This window comes from Pseudomonas sp. MYb541 (genome assembly GCF_037479595.1).
Taxonomy (GTDB): domain Bacteria; phylum Pseudomonadota; class Gammaproteobacteria; order Pseudomonadales; family Pseudomonadaceae; genus Aquipseudomonas; species Aquipseudomonas canadensis.
On sequence record NZ_JBBGYS010000001.1, the window covers coordinates 241,981 to 264,054 of the forward strand.

General features: G+C 61.7%; 20 protein-coding genes. 16 read left to right on the forward strand and 4 right to left on the reverse strand.

Going from position 1 to position 22,074, the window contains the following annotated elements:
* Nucleotides 1-22 precede the first annotated feature (22 nt).
* Both WH299_RS01215 and WH299_RS01220 read right to left on the reverse strand, forming a co-directional pair.
* Nucleotides 23-652, reverse strand: coding sequence for an L-threonylcarbamoyladenylate synthase (locus tag WH299_RS01215; protein ID WP_016975422.1), 630 nt, complete (start codon nt 650-652; stop codon nt 23-25).
* 13 nt (nt 653-665) lie between these two features.
* Nucleotides 666-1,529, reverse strand: a complete 864-nt coding sequence (locus WH299_RS01220; RefSeq protein WP_028617721.1) for a PHP domain-containing protein — start codon at nt 1,527-1,529, stop codon at nt 666-668.
* Between the two features lie 87 nt (nt 1,530-1,616).
* On the opposite strand from WH299_RS01220, the gene WH299_RS01225 reads away from it, so the two are divergent.
* From WH299_RS01225 to WH299_RS01255, 7 genes are all read left to right on the forward strand, one after another.
* Nucleotides 1,617-2,213 carry a septation protein A gene (locus tag WH299_RS01225; protein ID WP_016975424.1) on the forward strand — a complete coding sequence of 199 codons (597 nt, stop codon included), beginning with the start codon at nt 1,617-1,619 and terminating at the stop codon, nt 2,211-2,213.
* Nucleotide 2,214: 1 nt separating this feature from the next.
* A complete protein-coding gene (locus tag WH299_RS01230; protein WP_015885584.1) occupies nt 2,215-2,514 on the forward strand; it encodes a YciI family protein in 300 nt (99 codons plus the stop codon).
* Between the two features lie 106 nt (nt 2,515-2,620).
* Nucleotides 2,621-3,028, forward strand: a complete 408-nt coding sequence (locus WH299_RS01235; RefSeq protein ID WP_028617723.1) for a translation initiation factor 2 — start codon at nt 2,621-2,623, stop codon at nt 3,026-3,028.
* A 7-nt stretch (nt 3,029-3,035) separates the two neighbouring features.
* Nucleotides 3,036-3,713, forward strand: coding sequence for a response regulator transcription factor (locus WH299_RS01240; RefSeq protein WP_003193803.1), 678 nt, complete (start codon nt 3,036-3,038; stop codon nt 3,711-3,713).
* Between the two features lie 146 nt (nt 3,714-3,859).
* Nucleotides 3,860-4,324, forward strand: a complete 465-nt coding sequence (locus tag WH299_RS01245) for an LTXXQ domain-containing protein (protein WP_016975427.1) — start codon at nt 3,860-3,862, stop codon at nt 4,322-4,324.
* Between the two features lie 68 nt (nt 4,325-4,392).
* Nucleotides 4,393-5,736: a sensor histidine kinase gene (locus tag WH299_RS01250; RefSeq protein WP_339549416.1), complete on the forward strand. Its 1,344-nt coding sequence runs from the start codon at nt 4,393-4,395 to the stop codon at nt 5,734-5,736.
* Between the two features lie 40 nt (nt 5,737-5,776).
* Nucleotides 5,777-7,126, forward strand: a complete 1,350-nt coding sequence (locus tag WH299_RS01255; protein ID WP_339549417.1) for a CoA transferase — start codon at nt 5,777-5,779, stop codon at nt 7,124-7,126.
* A 114-nt stretch (nt 7,127-7,240) separates the two neighbouring features.
* On the opposite strand, the gene WH299_RS01260 is transcribed toward WH299_RS01255, so the two are convergent.
* Both WH299_RS01260 and arcD (WH299_RS01265) read right to left on the reverse strand, forming a co-directional pair.
* Nucleotides 7,241-8,104, reverse strand: a complete 864-nt coding sequence (locus WH299_RS01260) for a DNA-3-methyladenine glycosylase family protein (protein WP_323624790.1) — start codon at nt 8,102-8,104, stop codon at nt 7,241-7,243.
* Nucleotides 8,101-9,528 (reverse strand): arginine-ornithine antiporter, encoded by a 1,428-nt coding sequence (arcD, locus tag WH299_RS01265; RefSeq protein ID WP_122728555.1) that lies wholly within the window; start codon nt 9,526-9,528, stop codon nt 8,101-8,103. The genes WH299_RS01260 and arcD (WH299_RS01265) overlap by 4 nt, the downstream gene beginning before the upstream one ends.
* Nucleotides 9,529-9,977: 449 nt before the next feature.
* On the opposite strand from arcD (WH299_RS01265), the gene arcD (WH299_RS01270) reads away from it, so the two are divergent.
* From arcD (WH299_RS01270) to WH299_RS01310, 9 genes are all read left to right on the forward strand, one after another.
* Nucleotides 9,978-11,405 carry an arginine-ornithine antiporter gene (gene arcD / locus WH299_RS01270; protein WP_122728557.1) on the forward strand — a complete coding sequence of 476 codons (1,428 nt, stop codon included), beginning with the start codon at nt 9,978-9,980 and terminating at the stop codon, nt 11,403-11,405.
* Nucleotides 11,406-11,438: 33 nt separating this feature from the next.
* Nucleotides 11,439-12,695 carry an arginine deiminase gene (gene arcA, locus WH299_RS01275; RefSeq protein WP_122728559.1) on the forward strand — a complete coding sequence of 419 codons (1,257 nt, stop codon included), beginning with the start codon at nt 11,439-11,441 and terminating at the stop codon, nt 12,693-12,695.
* 69 nt (nt 12,696-12,764) lie between these two features.
* Nucleotides 12,765-13,775: an ornithine carbamoyltransferase gene (locus tag WH299_RS01280; protein ID WP_016973242.1), complete on the forward strand. Its 1,011-nt coding sequence runs from the start codon at nt 12,765-12,767 to the stop codon at nt 13,773-13,775.
* Nucleotides 13,776-13,916: 141 nt separating this feature from the next.
* Complete coding sequence (gene arcC, locus WH299_RS01285; RefSeq protein ID WP_339549418.1) at nt 13,917-14,846, forward strand: carbamate kinase; 930 nt, start codon at nt 13,917-13,919, stop codon at nt 14,844-14,846.
* Nucleotides 14,847-14,864: 18 nt separating this feature from the next.
* Nucleotides 14,865-15,227, forward strand: coding sequence for a DUF5064 family protein (locus WH299_RS01290; RefSeq protein ID WP_339549419.1), 363 nt, complete (start codon nt 14,865-14,867; stop codon nt 15,225-15,227).
* A gap of 184 nt (nt 15,228-15,411) precedes the next feature.
* On the forward strand, nt 15,412-16,920 hold the full coding sequence (locus WH299_RS01295; RefSeq protein ID WP_095017427.1) for a sigma-54-dependent transcriptional regulator: 1,509 nt from the start codon (nt 15,412-15,414) through the stop codon (nt 16,918-16,920).
* 377 nt (nt 16,921-17,297) lie between these two features.
* Nucleotides 17,298-17,681, forward strand: coding sequence for a glycine cleavage system protein GcvH (gene gcvH, locus WH299_RS01300; protein WP_010208126.1), 384 nt, complete (start codon nt 17,298-17,300; stop codon nt 17,679-17,681).
* Nucleotides 17,682-17,691: 10 nt separating this feature from the next.
* Nucleotides 17,692-20,532: an aminomethyl-transferring glycine dehydrogenase gene (gene gcvP, locus WH299_RS01305; protein WP_122728565.1), complete on the forward strand. Its 2,841-nt coding sequence runs from the start codon at nt 17,692-17,694 to the stop codon at nt 20,530-20,532.
* A 158-nt stretch (nt 20,533-20,690) separates the two neighbouring features.
* Nucleotides 20,691-22,067 (forward strand): L-serine ammonia-lyase, encoded by a 1,377-nt coding sequence (locus WH299_RS01310; protein WP_068935009.1) that lies wholly within the window; start codon nt 20,691-20,693, stop codon nt 22,065-22,067.
* The last annotated feature ends 7 nt before the right edge of the window (nt 22,068-22,074 follow it).

The following is a 22,074-nucleotide window of genomic DNA, read 5'->3' on the forward strand; positions in this document are numbered from 1 at the left end:
CAACGGTTTCCACGGCTGACATTCAGGCCTCGACCATGAACGGGGCCGGGTCGCCGCAACCCACGCGGATCACCTCGGGTTCGCCGTCGGCCAGGTTGATCACGGTGGAGGCTTTGTTGCCGCCGTAACCGCCGTCGATGATCAGGTCGACATGCTTTTCCAGCAGGCGGCGCATTTCGTATGGGTCGTACAACGGCTCATCTTCGCCCGGCATGATCAGCGACACGCTCATCAAAGGCTCACCCAGTTCTTCGAGCAGCGCCAGGGCGATGGGATGTTCCGGTACCCGCAGGCCGATGGTGCGCTTCTTGGGGTGCAACAGCAGGCGCGGCACTTCGCGGGTGGCGTTGAGAATAAAGGTGTAGGGCCCCGGCGTGTGCGCCTTGAGCAGGCGGAAAGTGCCGGTATCGACCTTGGCGAACAGCCCAAGCTGGGACAGATCGCTGCAGATCAGCGCAAAGTTGTGCTTGTCGTCCAACTGGCGCAGGCGTCTTACACGCTCCACCGCGCCCTTGTCGCCGATCTGGCAACCGATGGCGTAGGACGAATCAGTCGGGTAGATCACCACGCCGCCGGCGCGAATGATCTCGACGGCCTGTTTGATCAGGCGCGCCTGGGGGTTTTCCGGATGAATCTGGAAGAATTGACTCACGTGTTCTACCTGTTCAGACGGTGGCAGTAATGGGGTCATGCTTGAATCGCCCCGACAAGAGCGGCAGGTCTTCGGGTACCTGGCGATACTCGCCGATTTCGGACCACCCACCTGGACCATGAAAATCACTGCCGGCACTGACCAGCAGACCAAATTCGCGGGCAAGAATCGCCAGGCTGCCAACCTGTTCGGCGGGTTGATGCCCGTTGACCACTTCGATCGCGTGGCCGCCCGCTCCAATATAGTCGCTGATCAGCTTGCGGCGCTTGCTGCGGGTGAAATCGTAATGCCAAGGATGGGCCAGGCTCACCCAGGCGCCGGAGGCACGCAGAGTCCCGACCGTGTCTTCCAGGGTCGGCCAGTGTTGCTTCACATCGCCCAACTTGCCGGCGCCCAGCCACTTGCGAAAGGCTTCGGCGCGATCTTTGACAAACCCTTCACGCACCATCCAGTCGGCAAAGTGCGGCCGGGCCGGTGCATTGCCGCTGTCGCCCAGTTCCTGCTGGATGGCGCGGGCGCCATCAAGGGCGTTGGGCATGCCTTTGAGGCTGAGCTTGCGACTTATTTCTTCGGACCGCAGCCAGCGGCCATCGTGCAAATCGGCGATGGCCTGCACCAGCGGCGGGGCCTGTTGATCGAAACCGTAGCCGAGCACATGAATGGTGGCGCCGCCCCAGGTGCAGGACAATTCCACGCCGTTGACCAGCTGCATGCCTAGGCTGTGGGCCGCGACCCGGGCTTCGTCGAGGCCTTCGAGGGTGTCGTGGTCGGTCAACGCCAGGACTCGCACGCCTTTTTCAAACGCACGCGCAACCAGTACCGCGGGCGCCAGGGCGCCGTCGGAGGCCGTGCTGTGGCAGTGCAAATCAACATTCACGGGGATGTGTAACCTCAAGTCAGCTGGCGCTTTCGCTACCAAGGATGTTTGTTATTATGCCGCCACATCCAGCTTCTGGCTCTTACTGTGAAACAATTCATCGACTTCATCCCGCTGTTGCTGTTTTTCATCGTTACCAAACTCGACCCCAGGGTCATCGATATCGCCGGTCACCCGGTGTCGTTCGGGGGCATCTACAGCGCCACCGCCGTCCTGATCATCAGCTCTATCGTCGTCTATGGCGCTATCTTCATCTCCCAGCGCAAGCTGGAAAAAAGCCAATGGCTCACCCTCATCGCCTGCCTGGTATTCGGCGGACTGACCCTGGCCTTCCACAGCGAAACCTTCCTCAAATGGAAAGCGCCAGTGGTGAACTGGCTGTTCGCGCTGGTGTTTACCGGCAGCCACTTCATTGGTGATCGCCTGCTGATCAAGCGAATCATGGGCCATGCGCTGACCCTGCCGGAGCCGGTGTGGACACGCTTGAACGTGGCCTGGATCGTGTTCTTCCTGTTCTGCGGCGCCGCCAACCTGTTCGTGGCCTTTACCTTCCAGGATTACTGGGTCGACTTCAAAGTGTTCGGCAGCCTGGCCATGACCGTGTTGTTCCTGGTAGGCCAGGGTATCTACCTGTCGCGCCACCTGCATGACGTTGCCCCTACCACGCCTAAAACCGAGGACTGACATGCTCTACGCAATCATTGCCACCGACGTGGCCAACTCGCTGGAAAAACGCCTGAGCGTACGCCCGGCCCATGTCGAGCGCCTCAAGCAGCTGCAGGCCGAAGGCCGTATCGTGCTGGCCGGCCCGCACCCCGCGGTAGACAGCAACGACCCAGGCGATGCGGGTTTCACCGGGAGCCTGATCGTTGCCGAGTTCGCCTCCCTGGCCGATGCCCAGGCGTGGGCCAAGGCTGATCCTTATGTCGCCGCCGGCGTTTACGCTGACGTCGTGATCAAGCCGTTCAAGCAAGTCCTGCCTTGATAACGGCCGCGCCGAACCTTATCGGTTCGGCGTACGCCTAATGGCTCATTATTCTCGGTAACCTGCCGACAACGTTCTGAATATTCGTGTGGAATCAGGAGTTCCGATGCGCTTACGTCAGTTGTGTCTGTTGGCAGTGGTAATGATCGGGGCTTCGGCCCACGCTGAAGAAACCTCGAACACCGGCAGTTCCACGCCCCTGTCCTTGAGTGTCGGCGCCCAGATCACCGAGTTGCAGCAACGTTTGAAAGAAAGCGAACGCCAGCGTGAAGAACTGAGCAAGCAACTGCAAAGCGCAGATGCTGCCCGCGAAAGCGCCCAATTGAGTCGCCTTCGCCAAGAGAACCAACGCCTGGCCCAGCAACTCAAAGAGACACAGGGCGGCGCCTTGACCCGCTGGCTGACCGAGCAACAGCAATGGTTCGTCACCGGCGGGGCCGTCGCACTGATCGCCCTGCTGTGCGGGATCTTCGCCAGTGGTGGGCACCGTCGCCGTCGACAATGGCTAAATTGAGTGAGTCATGAGCGAGCTGTTACTGATAGATGATGACCAGGAGCTCTGCGAGCTGCTGACCAGTTGGTTGAGCCAGGAAGGCTTCCAGGTGCGTGCCTGCCATGACGGCTTGAGCGCCCGCAAAGCCTTGGCCGACAGTGCCCCGGCTGCGGTGGTGCTCGACGTGATGCTGCCTGACGGCAGTGGCCTTGAGTTGCTCAAGCAATTGCGCAACGACCACCCGGAACTGCCGGTGCTGATGCTCTCGGCCCGTGGCGAACCGCTGGACCGCATCCTCGGCCTCGAACTGGGCGCCGACGATTACCTGGCCAAGCCCTGCGACCCACGCGAGCTGACCGCCCGCTTGCGTGCCGTATTGCGCCGCAGCCATCCGGCTGCCGTGTCGACCCAGCTGGAATTGGGCGACCTGTGCTTCAGCCCGGTGCGCGGCGTGGTCAGCATCGACGAGCAGGAGTTTGCCCTGACTGTTTCCGAAAGCCGCCTGCTGGAAGCCCTGCTGCGCCAGCCCGGCGAACCGCTGGACAAGCAGGAACTGGCGCAGATCGCCCTGGGCCGCAAGCTGACCCTCTACGATCGCAGCCTGGATATGCACGTCAGCAACCTACGCAAAAAGATCGGCCCACACCCGGACGGCCGGCCACGGATCGTGGCATTGCGTAGCCGGGGCTACTATTACAGCCTCTGAAATCGGGAGCCCCTGGGCTCCTGGTTTTGTCAGCTCCCCCCCCAATCGTCTTTACCCAAGCTTTACCCACACCTGACCGCCGCTGACCTTGATCTCCGTAATCTACTCACATCCGGACTCACCGGAATAGAGACAGGAGAATCACCATGCGCAAGACCCTTATCGCTTTGATGTTCGCCGCTGCCCTGCCCACCGTTGCCATGGCGGCAATGCCTGAAGGCCCAGGCCCGATGGGCGGCCCGGAAGGCCACATGATGGGTGGCCCGGGCCACGGCGGTGAACACGGTCCGCGTGGCAAAGGCGGCCCTTTCAGCCAACTGGACCTGAGCAAGGAACAGCGCCAGCAGATCGGCAAGTTGATGGGCGACCAATGGCACGCTCGCAAAGACCTGACCAAGAAGTACTTGGACAAACTGCCAGCCGCTGACCAGAAAGCCATGCAGGACGAAATCGCCGCCGGCAAGCAGAAAACCCAGGCGGACATCCGTGCGGTCCTCAAGCCTGACCAGCAGAAGAAGTTCGACGAGATCGTGAAGCAGCAGGAACAGCGTCGCGCCGAATGGAAGGAATTCCAGGCCTGGAAAGCGCAACAGCCGCAAAAAGCGCAATAATGCACCCGCATTAACACTCCCAGCCCAGTGGCCCTCGCCACTGGGCTTTTCCTGTTTGAGGGTTTCCTGTGCGTTCATTGTTCTGGCGCATCCTGGCCAGCTTCTGGCTGGCCATCGCCTTGGTTGCCGGGTTGTCGATCCTGCTGGGGCACATGCTCAATCAAGACGCCTGGATTCTCAGCCGTCACCCCGGCCTCAATAACCTGGCCGAAGAGTGGACCCAACTCTACGAAGCCCAGGGCGAGGATGCCGCCCAGGATCTGCTGCAACAGCGCAAGCGCCAGTACCACATCGACGTACAAGTGCTGAATGAAAGCGGCGAGCCGGTGGTGCGCGGCACCTTTCCGCGCCGCGCCGCCGCTTTCGAAGCGCGCCAGAATGACAGCCAGGACGGCCACTTGCCCTGGCGCCGCCTGACCGCCGAGTACACGAGCGAAAAGACCGGCGACACCTACCTGCTGATCTACCGCATCCCCCACCCGGAACTCGACGCCTGGCACCGCAGCAGCCTCTTGTGGCCGTTGAGCGCGTTGGCAATTGCGCTGGTGGTGCTGACCCTGTTCAGCCTGTTCGTGACACTGTCCATCACCCGGCCCCTCAGCCGTTTGCGTGGCGCGGTGCATGACCTTGGCCAGGCCACCTATCAGCAAAACAGCTTGGCGCGCCTGGCCAACCGCCGCGATGAATTCGGCGTGCTGGCTACCGACTTCAACCGCATGGGCGCCCGCCTGCAAAGCCTGATCGGCAGCCAGCGCCAGTTGCTGCGCGACGTGTCCCACGAACTGCGCTCGCCCCTGGCACGTCTGCGTATCGCCCTGGCTTTGGCCGAACGCGCCAGCCCCGAAGAGCGGGAAAAACTCTGGCCGCGCTTGACCCGTGAATGCGACCGACTGGAAGCCTTGATCAGCGAAATCCTGGTACTGGCCCGTGTCGATGCCGACAACGCCAGCGCCGAAGAGGTCGACCTCACTTCCCTGCTCAAGACCCTGCAAAAGGACGCCCAACTCGGCGCGCCGGACCAGCTAGTGCAACTGAACGCCGACACCGACTTGCACCTGAAGGGCTGGCCGACCATGATCGAACGCGCGATGGATAACCTGCTGCGCAATGCCCAGCGCTTCAATCCACCGGGCCAGCCGATTGAACTGCACGCCCAGCGCCAGGGTGATCGGATCCTGATCAGCGTGCGCGACAACGGCCCCGGCGTTGAGGCCGAACACTTGAGCCAGCTCGGCGAACCCTTCTACCGCGCCCCCGGCCAGACCGCACAAGGCCATGGCCTGGGCCTGGCGATTGCGCGTCGCGCCGCCGAACGCCATGGTGGCAGCCTGATCTTGGCCAATCATCCTGACGGCGGTTTTGTTGCCAGTATCGACCTGCCGTTGGAACCTGGGGTTGTCACACCGGCCTGATGATCTTCTATAGTGGCCCTTCTCTTACGGAGGGCCTTTGATGACTGACCTGCTGACTCCCATCCAAGCCGCACTCGCTCTACCACAAACACCACTGACCTTTACCGAAGCCGGCGCCCTGCCCTCGACCTTCGCCGTGACTGAGCTGGCCAGCGCCAGCATCGGCGCTGCCGGCCAGGCGGTGGCGCAACTGATCCAGCAACAGACCGGGCGCCTGCCCAGCGTCAGCGTGGACCGGCGACTTGCGTCGTTCTGGTTTTCTTCTTCGATCCGCCCGGTTGGCTGGCAAGTACCGCCGCTATGGGACCCGGTGGCCGGCGACTATGCCAGCGCCGATGGCTGGATTCGACTGCACACCAATGCGCCCCATCACCGCGCGGCGGCTGAGCGTGTGCTGGGCAAGGTGACCGACCGGGCCGAAATGGCCGTCAAGGTCGCCAAATGGAACGCCGCCGAACTGGAGCAGGCGCTTGTCGATGAAGGGGGTTGCGCCGCGCAGATGCGTGAGTGGCAAGCCTGGCAGGCACATCCCCAAGGGCTGGCAGTGAATGCTGAGGAACTGGTGCAGCGCCAGACCTTTGCAACCACCACCCACAAGCCCTGGCTCGGCGCGGTTGCGCGGCCACTGGCGGGCCTCAAGGTATTGGACCTGACCCGCGTGTTGGCCGGCCCGGTAGCCAGCCGCTTTCTCGCAGGCCTGGGCGCTGACGTGCTGCGCATCGATTCGCCCACCTGGAATGAGCCCGGCGTAGTACCGGAAATGACCCTGGGCAAACGCTGCGCCCGCCTGGATTTGAAAAGCCCGGAAGGCCGGCAGGTTTTCGAAGGCCTGCTCAAGGAAGCCGACATCCTGTTCCACGGCTACCGCGCCGATGCCCTGGAACAGCTGGGTTACACCGCCGATGGACTGCAAACCCTCGCCCCCGGCCTGATCGACGTGAGCCTCAACGCCTATGGTTGGAGCGGCCCGTGGCGCAACCGTCGTGGTTTCGACAGCCTGGTGCAGATGAGCAGCGGAATCGCCGCCGCTGGCATGGCCTGGAAACAGACGGACAAACCGGTGCCCCTGCCGTTGCAGGCGCTGGATCACGCGACCGGGTATTTGATGGCGGCCAGTGCGATCCAGGCATTCAGTGAGCGGGTGAAAACCGGGCGGGGTGGTTCGGCGCGGTTGTCATTGGCGCGTACGGCGAAGTTGCTGGTAGAGGCGGGACAGGTGCCGGAGCAGCCAGCGTTGCGCGCCGAAGAGCCAGCAGATCAAGGCCTGTTGGCGGAGCAGACAGCCTGGGGCCCGGCACATCGATTGTTGCCACCGGTCGCTATCAGCGGCACGCCGTTGCAGTGGGACTTACCGGCTGGGGAATTGGGGTCGCACCGGCCGCAGTGGTGAGCTGACCACCGCTATCGCAGGCAAGCCAGCTCCCACAGGTGACCGCATTCCAATCAGGCAACTCGGTCAAGTGTGGGAGCTGGCTTGCCTGCGAAGAGGCCAGTACAGGCACTATCAATCCGACCTTTGCAACGACGTCCACAAATGCTGCGCCGCATACGCCCTGAGCGGGCGCCAAGCCTCAGCCCGCGCCAACAACTGCCGCGCCGAAACCGGCCCACCTTCCAACGCCACCAGCGCATTGATCAAGCCGATATCCCCCGACGCAAACGCATCCACCTCGCGCATCTGGCGCATGGCGATGTACTGCGCGGTCCAGTCGCCAATGCCCGGCAACGCCACCAACCGCGCCACACCGGCCTTGAGGCTGGCCTGGGGTTCGAACAATCGGGGATCATCCAGCAACGCCTGGGCCACACCCGACAAGGTCCGCCCACGCGCCTTGGGCATGCCCAGGGTCGCCAGGTCCGCCGCCGCCAACACCTCAGCAGCGGGGAACACATGGGTGATACCGACATGCGGCGTTGCCAACGGCTGACCGTATTGCGCCACCAACTTGCCCGCCAGACGAATCGCGGCCACCACGGTGATTTGCTGGCCCAGCACCGCGCGAATCGCCAGCTCCAGACCCTCCCAGGTGCCCGGCACACGCAAGCCCGGGCGCGCTGCGACCAGTTGCGCCATCAATGGGTCCGTCGCCAGTTGCGGGTTGATCAACTGGGGTTGGGCATCCAGATCGAACATCGTGCGCAGACGCCGTTCGATCTCAGGCAACGCCGCCGCTTCTGGAAAATCCACCTTCACGTCTAGCCAATCGCCATCCCCCATTGCCACGCTGATCCAGCCGTGCTGCCCGTCGAGGCTGATACTGCGCCGGTACACCCCCGCCTCGACCGTCTCCATCCCGCCGATCGCCCGCGCCGACAGAAACCCCACCATTGCCGCCCAGTCGTAGGGCGGCTGATACGTCAGTCTCACAACGACAACACCCCGCTGTACAACCCATACGCCGCCAGCCCTGCGCCAGCGATCACGCAGCTGAAAATGCCTTTTTCCATGTGGGTAAACAAGGGTTGGTCCTGCTCACGCTTGGCGAGGGCAAACAGGATCACACCCGGCGCATACAACAGCGCCGACAGCAGCAGGTATTTCAAGCCCCCGGCATAGAGCAGCCACACGGCGTAGCCGAGGGCAATCAGACCCACCAGCAGGTCCTTCATGCGCTGGCCGTGGGCGCCTTCATAGGTTTCGCCGCGCCCGCTCAACAGCACCGCATAGGCGGCCGACCACAGGTAGGGCACCAGAATCATCGAGGATGCCAGGTAGATCAGGGTGGTGTAGGTGCTGTGGGAAAACAGCGTGATCACCAGGAAGACCTGGATCATCACGTTGGTCAGCCACAGCGCATTGACCGGCACCTGGTTGACGTTTTCCTTTTTCAGGAAGGCCGGCATGGTTTTGTCCTGGGCCGTGGCGTAGAGGATTTCCGCGCAGAGCAACGCCCAGGACAGCAAGGCGCCGAGCAGCGAAACCGCCAGGCCGATGCTGATCGCCATCGCGCCCCAAGGGCCGACGATATGTTCCAGCACACCTGCCAGGGACGGGTTCTGCAAGTGCGCGAGTTCCGGCTGGTTCATGATCCCCAGGGACAACACATTCACCAGCACCAGCAGTGCCAGCACGCCCAGAAAACCGATGACCGTGGCGCGGCCCACGTCCGAGCGTTTCTCGGCGCGCGCCGAGTACACGCTGGCGCCTTCGATGCCGATAAACACAAACACGGTGACGAGCATCATGTTGCGCACCTGGTCCACCACGCTGCCGATAGTCGGGTTGCCCGCGCCCCAGATATCACGGGTGAAGATCTCTGCCTTGAATGCCACGCCGGCAATCACGATAAACATCAGCAGCGGCACGATCTTGGCCACGGTGGTGATCTGATTGATAAACGCGGCCTCCTTGATCCCACGCAGCACCAGAAAATGCACGGCCCACAGCAGCAAGGACGCGCAGCCGATGGCCACCGGCGTGTTGCCCTGACCGAATATCGGAAAAAAATAACCGAGGGTGCTGAACAGCAACACGAAGTAACCAACGTTGCCCATCCAGGCGCTGATCCAGTAACCCCAGGCCGACGAGAAGCCCATGTAGTCGCCGAAGCCTGCCTTGGCATAGGCATACACACCCGAGTCCAATTCAGGCTTGCGGTTGGCCAGGGTCTGGAACACGAAGGCCAGGGTCAACATACCCACGGCGGTGATCGCCCAACCGATCAGCACGGCGCCCACCTCGGCGCGTGCGGCCATATTCTGCGGCAACGAGAAAATCCCCCCGCCGATCATCGACCCCACTACCAGGGCGATCAGGGCACTGAGCCGAAGTTTCTGGGCGGGTTGGGACATGAACACTCCTGAATGAATAAAACGCTTTTAGCTGACAACTGTGCACTCAACTAATTAACCCAGCGAGTGTAGCGTTTATTAGAGACCGCGATAAAACACGGCGCTAATAACCCAAGGGCATGTCAGTTTATAGGGTTTAGGCTTATTTAGAATTTAAATACAGCAACTACTTTGTCGTGTATTGGCTACTTATTGTCGCCTGTATGAAAAGTTTGCACATTCGGAAAAACGGACTAGCTTAAAACGTCCACACGTAGCACTAAATGATTAACCAATACCGCAGGGATCGCTCTGGAAAGCCCCTTTGCGCGGAAAACTATTGCCCACGGCTTTGCACCCTAAGTCATTAATTCACAATGGAATGTGCCAATGAAGTGATCTGAGTCAGCTGTTTGATTAGCGCACGGATTTATTCTGTGGTCTCTCTTCTCCTGCATTGGAGTTATGCGATGTCTGAATCTCCCGGAAAACTTCGATTGGGCGCACTGGTTGCACTTGTCGTCGGCTCAATGATTGGCGGCGGGATCTTCTCACTGCCGCAAAATATGGCCGCCAGTGCCGATGTCGGCGCCGTGTTGATTGGTTGGGTGATTACCGCCATCGGCATGCTGACCCTCGCGTTTGTGTTCCAGACCCTCGCCAACCGCAAACCCGACCTCGACGGCGGCGTGTATGCCTACGCCAAGGCCGGCTTCGGCGACTACATGGGCTTCTCTTCAGCCTGGGGCTACTGGATCAGCGCCTGGCTGGGCAACGTGGGGTACTTCGTACTCTTGTTCAGCACCCTCGGTTACTTCTTCCCGATCTTTGGCGAAGGCAATACCCCGGCAGCGGTGATCGGTGCGTCGGTGCTGCTGTGGGCCGTGCATTTCCTGGTGCTGCGCGGCATCAAGGAAGCGGCATTCATCAACCTGGTGACCACCGTCGCCAAGGTCGTGCCACTGGTGCTGTTCGTGTTGATCGCGCTGTTTGCATTCAAGCTGGACATCTTCACCGCTGACATCTGGGGCGTGAAAAACCCGGACCTGGGCAGTGTGATGAACCAGGTGCGCAACATGATGCTGGTCACCGTCTGGGTATTCATCGGCATCGAAGGCGCGAGCATCTTCTCGTCCCGTGCGGAAAAACGCTCCGACGTGGGCAAGGCCACGGTGATCGGTTTTATCACCGTACTGTTGTTCCTGATGCTGGTGAACGTGCTGTCCCTGGGCATCATGACCCAACCGGAACTGGCCAAGCTGCAAAACCCATCGATGGCCGCCGTGTTGGAACACGTGGTGGGCCACTGGGGCGCGGTGCTGATCAGCGTCGGCCTGATCATCTCGCTGTTGGGAGCGCTGCTGTCGTGGGTGCTGCTGTGTGCGGAGATCATGTTCGCCGCCGCCAAGGACCACACCATGCCGGAGTTCCTGCGCAAGGAAAATGCCAACCATGTGCCAGTCAACGCCCTGTGGCTGACCAACGCCATGGTGCAACTGTTCCTGGTGATCACGCTGTTTTCCGCCAGCACTTACCTGTCGCTGATCTACCTCGCCACCTCGATGATCCTGGTGCCTTACCTGTGGTCGGCGGCCTACGCCCTGTTGCTGGCGGTGCGCGGCGAGACCTACGAAAACGCCCTCAAAGAGCGCAAGAAAGACCTGTTCATCGGCGCCATCGCCCTGATCTACGCGATCTGGCTGCTGTATGCCGGCGGCACTAAATACCTGCTGCTCTCCGCCCTGCTCTATGCGCCCGGCGCGATTCTGTTCGCCAAGGCCAAGCGTGAACTGGGCAAACCGATTTTCACCAACGTCGAGAAGCTGATTTTCACCGCAGTGGTCATGGGCGCCCTGGTGGCGGCCTATGGGCTCTACGACGGCTTCCTGACCCTGTAACACCTGAATCTTTTGTTCACTGGAGGATCTGTAATGACCACGGAAAAAGTGAAGTACGGCGTACATTCCGAAGCCGGCAAACTGCGCAAAGTCATGGTGTGCTCCCCAGGCTTGGCCCACCAGCGGCTGACCCCCAACAACTGCGATGAACTGCTGTTCGATGATGTGCTGTGGGTGGCCCAGGCCAAGCGCGACCATTTCGACTTTGTGACCAAGATGCGCGAGCGGGATATTGATGTGCTGGAAATGCACAACCTGCTCACTGACATCGTCGCCATCCCCGAAGCGCTGGACTGGATCCTGGAGCGCAAGATCACCGCCAACACCGTCGGCCTGGGCCTGGTGGATGAAGTCAGCTCCTGGCTGCGCAGCCTGGAGCCGCGCAAAATCAGCGAATTCCTGATTGGTGGCGTGTCGGCCGATGACCTGCCGAGCAGCTTCGGTGGCAAGACCATCGAGATGTTCCGCGACTTCCTCGGGCATTCCAGCTTCATCTTGCCGCCACTGCCCAACACCCAGTTCACCCGTGACACCACCTGCTGGATCTACGGCGGCGTCACGCTGAACCCGATGTACTGGCCGGCACGACGCCAGGAAACCCTGCTGGCCTCGGCCATCTACAAGTTCCACCCGGAGTTCACCAACGCCGACTTCCAGATCTGGTACGGCGACCCGGATCAGGAACACGGCGCTTCCACACTGGAAGGCGGCGACGTGATGCCCATCGGCAACGGCGTAGTCCTGATCGGCATGGGCGAGCGTTCGTCCCACCAGGCGATCGGCCAACTGGCGCGCAACCTGTTCAAGAACAAGGCGGTGGAGAAAGTCATCGTGGCCGGCCTGCCGAAATCCCGCGCGGCGATGCACCTGGACACCGTGTTCAGCTTCTGCGACCGCGACTTGGTCACCATCTTCCCCGAAGTGGTCAACCAAATCGTGCCGTTCACCCTGCGCCCGGATGAAAGCAAGCCACACGGCATCGACATCCAGCGCGAGAAAACCAACTTCCTCGAAACCGTCGCCGCAGCCCTCAACCTCAAGGCGCTGCGCGTCGTCGAAACCGGCGGCAACAGCTTCGCCGCCGAACGCGAGCAGTGGGACGACGGCAACAACGTGGTGGCCGTGGAGCCGGGCGTGGTGATCGGTTACGACCGCAACACCTACACCAACACCCTGCTGCGCAAGGCTGGTGTGGAAGTCATCACCATCAGTGCCGGTGAACTGGGCCGTGGCCGTGGCGGCGGCCACTGCATGACCTGCCCGATCATCCGCGACCCTATCGACTATTAATTTCCAGGCCTTGGCCGTCGCCCATAAGGCGCCGGCCAAGGGGATAACCTAAACAGAAGGAGATCCATCATGGCTTTCAACATGCGCAACCGCAGCCTGCTGTCGCTGATGCACCACACCACCCGCGAGCTGCACTACCTGCTGGACCTGTCCCGCGACCTCAAGCGCGCCAAGTACACCGGCACCGAGCGTCCGCACCTGAAGGGCAAGAACATCGCGCTGATCTTCGAAAAAACCTCGACCCGCACCCGCTGCGCCTTCGAAGTCGCGGCCCATGACCAGGGTGCCCACGTCACCTACATCGACCCGGTGTCGTCGCAGATCGGCCACAAGGAAAGCATGAAAGACACCGCCCGCGTATTGGGCCGGATGTTCGACGCCATCGAATACCGTGGCTTCGAACAGGAAATCGTCGAGGAGCTGGCCAAGTTCGCCGGTGTGCCGGTGTTCAACGGCCTCACTGCTGAATTCCACCCCACCCAAATGATCGCCGACACCCTGACGATGCGCGAGCACAGCGACAAACCGCTGCATGACATCAGTTACGCCTACCTGGGTGACGCACGCTACAACATGGGCAACTCGCTGCTGATGATCGGCGCCAAGCTGGGCATGGACGTGCGCATCGGCGCGCCGAAAGCCCTGTGGCCGCACGAAGATTTCATCAAGCAATGCCAGGCGTTTGCCGAAGAAAGCGGCGCGCGTATCACCATCACCGAAGACCCGAAGGAAGCGGTGAAAGGCGTGGATTTCATCCACACCGATATCTGGGTGTCCATGGGCGAGCCGGTGGAAGCGTGGGACGAGCGCATCGAGCAACTGCTGCCGTACCAAGTCAACGCCAAGATGATGAAAGCCTCGGGTAACCCGCGCGTGAAGTTCATGCACTGCCTGCCGGCGTTCCACAACAGCGAAACCAAGGTGGGCAAGGACATCGCCGCGCGTTATCCAAACCTGGCCAATGGCGTGGAAGTGACCGAGGACGTGTTCGAGTCGCCGGCCAACATCGCGTTTGAGCAGGCGGAGAACCGCATGCATACCATCAAGGCGATTCTGGTGTCGGCACTCGCAGATATCTAACCCATCAAGCTGGCAATGCGATCCAATGTGGGAGCCGGGCTTGCCCGCGATAGCGGTATACCTGATACACCGCCATCGCAGGCAAGCCAGCTCCCACATTGACCGCGTTCCTTCAGCCGAGCTTTTAGAAGGACATATGCTATGCGCATCGTCGTAGCCCTGGGCGGCAACGCCCTGCTCCGCCGTGGTGAACCCATGACGGCGGACAACCAACGCGCCAATATCCGCATCGCCACCGAACAGATCGCCAAGATTCATGCCGGCAACGAGCTGGTGATCGCCCACGGCAATGGCCCGCAAGTCGGCCTGCTGTCGTTGCAGGCGGCGGCCTACACCCAGGTGTCGCCGTACCCGCTGGACGTGCTCGGCGCCGAGACCGAAGGCATGATCGGCTACATCATCGAACAGGAACTGGGCAACCTGCTGGACTTCGAAGTGCCGTTCGCCACCCTGCTCACCCAAGTCGAAGTGGACGCCAAGGACCCGGCCTTCCAGAACCCGACCAAGCCCATCGGCCCGGTGTACTCCAAAGCCGAAGCGGAAAAACTCGCCGCCGAAAAAGGCTGGGCCATTGCCCCGGATGGCGACAAGTACCGCCGCGTGGTCGCCAGCCCACGGCCCAAACGCATCTTTGAAATTCGCCCGATCACGTGGCTGCTGGACAAAGGCAGTATCGTGATTTGTGCCGGCGGCGGCGGCATTCCGACGATGTACGGCGAGGACGGCAAGCTGCGCGGCATTGAAGCGGTGATCGACAAAGACCTGTGTTCGTCGCTGCTGGCCAGCCAACTGGAAGCCGATTTGCTGGTGATCGCCACTGACGTCAACGCCGCTTTTATCGATTTCGGCAAACCCACCCAGAAAGCCATCGGCCAGGCCCACCCCGACGACATGGAAAAACTCGGCTTCGCCGCCGGTTCCATGGGCCCCAAGGTACAAGCCGCCTGCGAGTTCGCCCGCCAGACTAGCAAAACCGCCGTCATCGGTTCACTCTCGGACATCGAAGCCATCGTCCAGGGCAGCGCCGGTACGCGCATCAGCACGGCAACACCTGGCATCACCTATCTGTGAAGTAGAGGAGAGACGCCTATGGCCACCTTTGAACCGGGTCACTTGCACGTTGAACGTCACGCGCTGAACAAGGATGACTACAGCTACAACCTGTGCATCGACTACGAAGTCAGCCAGGATCCCAAGGAAGGCAAGGGGATGCTGTTCAAGCTGCATGGCTCGGTGCAGGGCAAGGACCTGAAGGAGGAGTTTTTCCTGCCCAAGGACCGGGCGTTCGACTTTGCGCGGCATGCGATGAACATCGCGCAGAAATACGGCATGCCGAAGATTGCCGTGTTGAACGGCTCGATGCACAAGCAGTACGACCAGATGTTCGAGGATGTACGGCATCAACTGGATGTGAAGGCAGGCGATCCGGTCAAGCCCGAACACCTCGAATAACCCGATTTCCCAGGCACCAACAATCAAATGTGGGAGCGGGCTTGCTCGCGAATGCAGTGTGTCAGTCAGCAATTTTTTCACTGACCCACCGTATTCGCGAGCAAGCCCGCTCCCACATTTTTGATCTCCATCACCTGTCAGGCATACTGGCCACCCTCAGTACGCCAGAACCAACAACCGTCCCATGCGTATCCACGTCAGCTTCATCGACCGCGTCGGCATCACCCAGGAAGTCCTGGCCCTGCTCGGTGGGCGCAATCTCAACCTGGATGCGGTGGAGATGGTGCCGCCCAATGTCTACATCGACGCACCGACCCTCAGCGCCGAGGTGCTTGAAGAACTGCGCGACGCCCTTTTCAGCGTGCACGGCGTACAGGCCGTCACCGTGGTGGACATCCTCCCTGGCCAACGCCGCCACCTGCAACTCGACGCCCTGTTGGCCGCCATGACCGACCCGGTACTGGCGCTGGACAGCGCGGGCAAGATCCTGCTGGCCAACCCGGCGCTCATCGCCCTGTATGGGCGTGAGCCAGCCGGCGAAAGCATCAGCGAGCTGTTCAATGACCCGGCGCTGCTGGACACCCTGCTGGAACACGGCTTTCGCTTGCCGCTGCGCGAGATCAGCGTCAACGGTCAGACCCTGCTGTTGGACGCCACGCCGATCACCGACGCCGGCGCCCTGCTCACCCTCTATCAGCCCAATCGCATCGGCGAACAACTGTCGGCGCTGCACCATGACCATGCCGAAGGGTTTGACGCGCTGCTCGGTGAATCCCCGGTCATCCGCACGCTAAAGGCCCGCGCGCAGCGGGTGGCGGCGTTGGATGCACCGTTGTTGATCCAGGGCGAAACCGGCACCGGCAAAGAGCTGGTGGCGCGTGCCTGCCATGCGATCAGCGCGCGCCACAGTGCACCCTTCCTGGCGTTGAACTGCGCGGCGCTGCCGGAAAACCTCGCGGAAAGCGAGTTGTTCGGTTATGCACCGGGCGCCTTTACCGGCGCACAACGCGGTGGCAAGCCGGGGCTGATGGAGCTGGCCAACCAAGGCACGGTGTTTCTGGATGAGATCGGTGAGATGTCGCCGTACTTGCAGGCCAAGCTGCTGCGGTTTCTCAACGACGGCAGCTTCCGGCGCGTGGGCGGGGACCGTGAAGTGAAGGTCAATGTGCGCATCCTCAGCGCCACCCACCGCGACCTGGAAAAAATGGTCAGCGAGGGCACCTTCCGCGAGGACCTGTTCTACCGCCTCAACGTGCTGAACGTCGAAGTACCGCCGTTGCGCGCACGCGGCCAGGACATCCTGTTGCTGGCCCGCTACTTCATGCAGCAGGCCTGCGCGCAGATCCAGCGCCCGGTGTGCCGCCTGGCGCCTGGTACTTACCCGGCACTGCTGGGCAACCGCTGGCCGGGTAACGTGCGCCAATTGCAGAACGTGATCTTCCGCGCCGCAGCCATCTGCGAAAGCAGCCTGGTGGACATTGGCGACCTGGACATCGCCGGCACGTCAGTGGCGCGCCAGAGCGACGGTGAAATCGACAGCCTGGAGCAGGCGGTGGAAGACTTCGAGCGCAACCTGCTGGAAACGCTTTACACCAGCTACCCCTCGACCCGCCAACTGGCCAGCCGGTTGCAGACCTCGCACACGGCCATCGCCCATCGCCTGCGCAAATACGGCATTCCAAATAAGCCCTGAAGCCGAGCGCCGATCAAAATGTGGGAGCTGGCTTGCCTGCGATAGCGGTGGGCCAGGCACACCGCTATCGCAGGAATTGCAATTCGAGCTTTAAGTTTTGGTCCAGGAACGACATCCAGTGTACTGAAAGCGCTACAGTGGAACGATTTCGCTACAACCTTGTTTTTTGCGCGCCATGCAAGGCTTTGATCCACATAGGCTTTTTTTCAGGCGCCCGAGTGTAGCGAAATCGCTACAGCCAACCGGCATATCGTCATAACCGTTTTATTTAACTCGTTGATTTATAACGACTTAACAACGTTGGCCGCGATATTGCTAAGCAACTCCTCATTATTCCAATCCCGTCCACCAGACGAATCTGGCCCTGAGGAGTTTCCATGAGCGAGTTGCGTTTCACTGAAGATCACGAATGGCTGCGCGCCGAAGCCGACGGCAGCGTCACCGTGGGTATCACCGCTTTCGCGCAGAACGCGCTGGGTGATGTGGTTTTCGTGCAACTGCCGGAGTTGCAGGCCTATGACAAGGGTGCCGAGGCGTCCACCGTTGAGTCGGTCAAAGCGGCCAGCGGCGTCTACATGCCTCTGGACGGTGAAGTCCTTGAAGTGAACGACAAATTGGATGGCAGCCCGGAGCTGGTCAACGAAGACCCGATGGGCGAAGGTTGGTTCTTCCGCTTTAAACCGGCCGATGCCGGTGCGGTCGCTAAACTGTTGGATCAGGACGCGTATGACCGCCTGATCAAAGCCAACGCTGAAGCCTGAGGAGCGCGCCATGTCTATCAACATCAGCACCGCCAACGAATTCATCGCCCGCCACATCGGCCCGCGCCAGGAAGATGAGCAGCAGATGCTCGCCAGCCTGGGCTTCGACTCCCTAGAAGCCCTGAGCGCCAGCGTGATCCCGGAAAGCATCAAGGGCACCAGCGTGCTCGGCCTGGAAGACGGCCTGAGCGAAGCCGACGCACTGGCCAAGATCAAGGCCATCGCCGGCAAGAACCAGCTGTTCAAGACTTACATCGGCCAGGGCTACTACAACTGCCACACGCCGTCGCCGATCCTGCGCAACCTGCTGGAAAACCCGGCCTGGTACACCGCCTACACCCCGTATCAACCCGAGATTTCCCAAGGCCGCCTGGAAGCGCTGCTGAACTTCCAGACCCTGATCAGCGACCTCACCGGCCTGCCGATCGCCAACGCATCCTTGCTCGACGAAGCCACCGCCGCCGCCGAAGCCATGACCTTCTGCAAGCGCCTGAGCAAGAACAAGGGCAGCAATGCCTTCTTCGCCTCGATCCACAGCCACCCGCAAACCCTCGACGTGCTGCGTACCCGTGCCGAGCCCTTGGGCATCGACGTGGTGGTGGGCGATGAACGTGAACTGACCGACGTCAGCCCGTTCTTCGGCGCCCTGCTGCAGTACCCGGCCAGCAATGGTGACGTGTTCGACTACCGCGCACTGACCGAGCGCTTCCACGCCGCCAATGCCTTGGTGGCCGTGGCCGCCGACCTGCTCGCCCTGACCCTGCTGACCCCACCGGGCGAGTTCGGCGCCGACGTGGCCATCGGCAGCGCGCAACGTTTCGGCGTACCGCTGGGCTTTGGTGGCCCGCACGCGGCGTATTTCTCCACCAAGGATGCGTTCAAACGCGACATGCCGGGCCGTCTGGTCGGTGTGTCCGTGGACCGTTTCGGCAAGCCGGCCCTGCGCCTGGCCATGCAGACCCGCGAGCAACATATCCGCCGCGAGAAAGCCACGTCGAACATCTGCACCGCCCAGGTGCTGCTGGCGAACATCGCCAGCATGTACGCCGTGTACCATGGCCCTAAAGGCCTGACCCAGATTGCCCAGCGTGTGCACCAGCTGACCGCGATTCTGGCCAAGGGCCTGACCGCCCTGGGCTTGAAGGTCGAGCAGGAAAACTTCTTCGACACCATCACCCTCAACACCGGCGCCAACACTGCCGCGCTGCACGACAAGGCGCGCGCCCAGCGCATCAACCTGCGTGTGGTGGATGGTGAGCGTCTTGGTGTGTCGGTGGACGAAACCACCACCCAGGCCGATATCGAAACCCTGTGGGCAATCTTCGCCGACGGTAAGGCCCTGCCGGACTTCGCCGCCAAAGTAGACAGCACCCTGCCGGCCGCGCTGCTGCGCCAGTCGCCAGTCCTCAGCCATCCGGTGTTCAACCGTTATCACTCCGAAACCGAGCTGATGCGCTACCTGCGCAAACTGGCCGACAAGGACTTGGCGCTGGACCGCACCATGATCCCGCTGGGCTCGTGCACCATGAAGCTCAACGCTGCCAGCGAAATGATCCCGGTGACTTGGGCCGAGTTTGGCGCCCTGCACCCGTTCGCCCCGGCTGAGCAAAGCGCTGGCTACCTGGAGCTGACCTCCGACTTGGAGGCCATGCTCTGCGCCGCCACCGGTTATGACGCGATTTCCCTGCAGCCGAACGCCGGTTCCCAGGGCGAGTACGCGGGCCTGCTGGCCATCCGCGCCTATCACCAGAGCCGTGGCGATGAGCGCCGCGACATCTGCCTGATCCCCTCGTCGGCCCACGGCACCAACCCGGCCACCGCCAACATGGCGGGCATGCGCGTTGTCGTGACTGCGTGCGATGCACGCGGTAACGTGGACATCGAAGACCTGCGCGCCAAGGCCATCGAGCACCGTGACCATCTCGCCGCGCTGATGATCACCTACCCGTCCACCCACGGCGTGTTCGAAGAAGGTATCCGCGAAATCTGCGGCATCATTCACGACAACGGCGGCCAGGTGTACATCGATGGCGCCAACATGAACGCCATGGTCGGCCTGTGCGCACCAGGCAAGTTCGGCGGCGACGTGTCCCACCTGAACTTGCACAAGACCTTCTGCATCCCTCACGGCGGTGGTGGCCCGGGCGTTGGCCCGATTGGCGTCAAATCGCACCTCACGCCGTTCCTGCCCGGCCACGCGGCCATGGCGCGCAAGGAAGGCGCGGTGTGTGCGGCGCCGTTCGGCAGCGCGAGCATCCTGCCGATCACTTGGATGTACATCAGCATGATGGGCGGTGCGGGCCTCAAGCGCGCTTCGCAACTGGCGATCCTGAATGCCAACTACATCTCCCGTCGCCTCGAAGAGCACTACCCAGTGCTCTACACCGGCAGCAACGGGCTGGTGGCGCACGAATGCATCCTCGACCTGCGCCCACTCAAAGACAGCAGCGGCATCAGCGTAGACGACGTGGCCAAGCGCCTGATCGACTTCGGCTTCCATGCGCCAACCATGTCGTTCCCGGTGGCCGGCACCTTGATGATCGAGCCGACCGAAAGCGAATCCAAGGAAGAACTGGACCGCTTCTGCAACGCGATGATTGCCATCCGCGAAGAAATCCGCGCGGTGGAAAACGGCACCTTGGACAAGGACGACAACCCGCTGAAAAACGCGCCGCATACCGCCGCTGAACTGGTGAGCGAGTGGACCCATCCCTACACCCGCGAGCAAGCGGTGTATCCGGTGCCATCGTTGATCGAAGGCAAGTACTGGCCGCCGGTGGGGCGTGTGGATAACGTGTTTGGCGATCGCAACCTGGTGTGTGCGTGCCCATCGATCGAGAGCTACGCGTAACCTGAGGATGTACTCGGTGTAAATGTGGGAGCGGGCTTGCTCGCGAATGCGGGGATCAGTCACCAGGTGTATCAACTGAGAAACCGCTTTCGCGAGCAAGCCCGCTCCCACATTTGACCGAGTACACCTGATAAATAATAAGAAACCGGAGAACAACCATGTCTTTAAGCGTGTTCGACCTGTTCAAGATTGGCATCGGCCCCTCCAGCTCCCACACCGTCGGCCCGATGCGCGCCGCCGCTCGGTTCGTCGAGGGCCTCAAGCGTGACAACCTGCTGAGCGCTACCGCCGGCATCAAGGTGGAACTCTACGGATCGCTGGGCGCCACCGGCAAAGGCCACGGCAGTGACAAGGCTGTGTTGCTGGGCCTGGAAGGCGAACACCCGGACACCGTGAATACCGAAACCGTGGCCACCCGCCTGGCGCAGATGCGCAAGGACGGCCACTTGAATTTACTCGGCGAACACAGCATTGCGTTCAACGAGAAAGAACACCTGGCGATGATTCGCAAACCCCTCGCCTACCATCCCAATGGCATGATTTTCCGTGCCTTCGACGCCGCCAATATCCAGATCCGCAGCCGCGAGTACTATTCGGTCGGTGGTGGATTTGTGGTGGATGAAGACGCCGCCGGCGCCGACCGGATTGTCGAGGATGCCACACCGCTGACCTTCCCCTTCAAGCATGCCAAAGACCTCCTCGGCCATTGCACCACCTACGGGCTGTCCATCAGCCAGGTGATGCTGACCAACGAGAGCGCCTGGCGCCCGGAGGCGGAAACCCGCGCCGGGCTGCTGAAGATCTGGCAAGTGATGCAGGACTGTGTGGACGCGGGCTGTCGCAACGAAGGGATTCTGCCCGGCGGCTTGAAGGTCAAGCGTCGCGCCGCGGCCCTGCATCGCCAATTGTGCAAACACCCGGAGTCGGCGCTGCGCGACCCACTGTCGGTACTCGACTGGGTCAACCTTTACGCCCTGGCCGTCAACGAAGAAAACGCCAACGGCGGCCGCGTGGTTACGGCGCCCACCAACGGAGCGGCGGGCATCGTGCCGGCGGTGCTGCATTACTACATGCGCTTTATCCCCGGCGCGAACGAAGACGGTGTGGTGCGCTTTCTGCTCACCGCCGCTGCCATCGGGATTTTGTACAAGGAAAACGCGTCGATCTCCGGCGCGGAAGTTGGCTGCCAGGGTGAAGTCGGCGTGGCTTGCTCCATGGCAGCCGGTGCGTTGTGCGAAGTCTTGGGCGGCAGCGTTTCCCAGGTGGAAAACGCCGCCGAAATCGGCATGGAGCACAACCTCGGCCTGACCTGCGACCCGATTGGCGGGCTGGTGCAGGTGCCCTGTATCGAGCGCAATGCGATGGGCTCGGTCAAGGCGATCAATGCGGTGCGCATGGCCTTGCGCGGTGATGGGCAGCACTTTGTGTCCCTCGACAAGGTCATCCGCACCATGCGCCAGACCGGCGCCGACATGAAAAGCAAATACAAGGAAACCGCCCGTGGCGGTTTGGCGGTCAACATTATCGAGTGCTGACGCCCCA

Bases quoted from the DNA above. Each gene is read 5' to 3' on its own strand.
- WH299_RS01230 (WP_015885584.1), top strand. From the start codon at position 2,215: ATGCTCTACGCAATCATTGCCACCGACGTGGCCAACTCGCTGGAAAAA.
- WH299_RS01235 (WP_028617723.1), top strand. From the start codon at position 2,621: ATGCGCTTACGTCAGTTGTGTCTGTTGGCAGTGGTAATGATCGGGGCT.
- WH299_RS01240 (WP_003193803.1), top strand. From the start codon at position 3,036: ATGAGCGAGCTGTTACTGATAGATGATGACCAGGAGCTCTGCGAGCTG.
- WH299_RS01245 (WP_016975427.1), top strand. From the start codon at position 3,860: ATGCGCAAGACCCTTATCGCTTTGATGTTCGCCGCTGCCCTGCCCACC.
- WH299_RS01255 (WP_339549417.1), top strand. From the start codon at position 5,777: ATGACTGACCTGCTGACTCCCATCCAAGCCGCACTCGCTCTACCACAA.
- arcD (WP_122728555.1), bottom strand. From the start codon at position 9,528: ATGTCCCAACCCGCCCAGAAACTTCGGCTCAGTGCCCTGATCGCCCTG.
- arcD (WP_122728557.1), top strand. From the start codon at position 9,978: ATGTCTGAATCTCCCGGAAAACTTCGATTGGGCGCACTGGTTGCACTT.
- arcA (WP_122728559.1), top strand. From the start codon at position 11,439: ATGACCACGGAAAAAGTGAAGTACGGCGTACATTCCGAAGCCGGCAAA.
- WH299_RS01280 (WP_016973242.1), top strand. From the start codon at position 12,765: ATGGCTTTCAACATGCGCAACCGCAGCCTGCTGTCGCTGATGCACCAC.
- arcC (WP_339549418.1), top strand. From the start codon at position 13,917: ATGCGCATCGTCGTAGCCCTGGGCGGCAACGCCCTGCTCCGCCGTGGT.
- WH299_RS01290 (WP_339549419.1), top strand. From the start codon at position 14,865: ATGGCCACCTTTGAACCGGGTCACTTGCACGTTGAACGTCACGCGCTG.
- WH299_RS01295 (WP_095017427.1), top strand. From the start codon at position 15,412: ATGCGTATCCACGTCAGCTTCATCGACCGCGTCGGCATCACCCAGGAA.
- gcvH (WP_010208126.1), top strand. From the start codon at position 17,298: ATGAGCGAGTTGCGTTTCACTGAAGATCACGAATGGCTGCGCGCCGAA.
- gcvP (WP_122728565.1), top strand. From the start codon at position 17,692: ATGTCTATCAACATCAGCACCGCCAACGAATTCATCGCCCGCCACATC.
- WH299_RS01310 (WP_068935009.1), top strand. From the start codon at position 20,691: ATGTCTTTAAGCGTGTTCGACCTGTTCAAGATTGGCATCGGCCCCTCC.